Below are 887 nucleotides of genomic sequence, written 5' to 3'. Positions count from 1 at the left end.
CGACGGTTTGGCCATCGGTCCCCTTTCGCTCGCCGCTACTCGGGGAGTCTCGAGATTGATTTCCTCTCCTCCGGGTACTTAGATGTTTCAGTTCCCCGGGTTGTCCTCCCCGGCCCTATGCGTTCAGGCCGGGGATATGCACACCGCTGTGCATGGGTTCGCCCATTCGGAGACCCCCGGGTCGAAGGATGTGTGCTCCTCGCCGGGGATTATCGCAGCTTGCCGCGTCCTTCATCGGCTCCCTGTGCCAAGGCATCCGCCGTGCGCCCGTGGTATCTTGCGGGACCGCTCCGGGCCCGCGGGATATCCACGTGTCGCTAATATAAATTAATCGATATCATGAATAGCGCTCTCATGTCGCAATTCGGGTATCTCATACCGCGGCACAGCGTGTTCCACTGTGCTCGCGATCAGATGCTCCTCACTCATCAATGAGTGAATTCCTCTTGTTTGGATCGGATGAATGATTGCTATCATTCTCTGTTTAGATCGCAGAAAAGAATCGAGTCTGGAAGAGGATACTCTTCCATCTCTCTCCTATCGCTATGCGGCTCTCAAGGTACGCGGGTGCGACCCCGGGGACCGGGTGCTGCGGGGACGTATCCGGGCCAGACATCAACCGGACGGGCTCCTGCCCTCCATTCGAGTTAAAGTGTTCTCTCTCTAAGAATGTATCTCCCTAGAAAGGAGGTGATCCAGCCGCACCTTCCGGTACGGCTACCTTGTTACGACTTCACCCCCCTCACCCTCCACACCTTCGGCGCCTCCCCCCTCTCGGTTGGGCCGGCGACTTCGGGTGCAGACGACTCGGGTGGTGTGACGGGCGGTGTGTACAAGGCCCGGGAACGCATTCACCGCGGCATGCTGATCCGCGATTACTAGCAACT

2 rRNA genes are annotated in these 887 nt (G+C 58.4%); both read right to left on the bottom strand.

The features are described 5' to 3' along the window. A 23S ribosomal RNA gene (locus ACTQ1S_RS09345) occupies positions 1-283 on the bottom strand; the annotation flags it as partial. A 400-nt stretch (positions 284-683) separates the two neighbouring features. Beyond that, positions 684-887, bottom strand: a 16S ribosomal RNA gene (locus ACTQ1S_RS09340); the annotation flags it as partial.

The sequence above is a fragment of the Collinsella sp. LCP21S3_D3 genome (assembly GCF_052118305.1).
Classification (GTDB): Bacteria; Actinomycetota; Coriobacteriia; order Coriobacteriales; family Coriobacteriaceae; genus Collinsella.
The sequence above is the reverse complement of the archived record's forward strand: the minus strand, read 5'-3'. Positions and strand labels throughout refer to the sequence as shown.